This is a genomic window from Limosilactobacillus secundus (genome assembly GCF_020784695.1).
In the GTDB taxonomy this organism is placed as follows: domain Bacteria; phylum Bacillota; class Bacilli; order Lactobacillales; family Lactobacillaceae; genus Limosilactobacillus; species Limosilactobacillus reuteri_F.
Map to the genome: position 1 here is coordinate 1 of NZ_JAJGUA010000017.1, position 327 is coordinate 327.

General features: G+C 48.0%; 1 protein-coding gene. It reads right to left on the reverse strand.

Annotation, left to right across the window (positions count from 1 at the left end):
- The coding region (locus LMB57_RS00450; protein ID WP_229278024.1) for a hypothetical protein at positions 1–327 on the reverse strand (327 nt) is incomplete at both ends.

Consider the following 327-nt stretch of genomic DNA (forward strand, 5'->3'; position numbering starts at 1 on the left):
GGCTCAGTGAAGTTGAGGCACTTTCACTCTGACTTAAGGATGTCGAAGTACTTTCACTCTGGCTGAGTGAAGTTGAAGCACTCTCACTCTGACTCAATGAGGTTGACGCACTTTCGCTTTGGCTAAGTGAGGTCGATGCGCTTTCACTTTGACTCAATGAGGTTGACGCACTTTCGCTTTGACTCAATGAGGTCGATGCACTTTCGCTCTGGCTAAGTGAGGTTGACGCACTTTCACTTTGACTAAGTGATGTCGATGCACTCTCACTTTGGCTCAACGACGTTGATGCACTCTCGCTTTGGCTAAGTGAGGTTGACGCACTTTCAC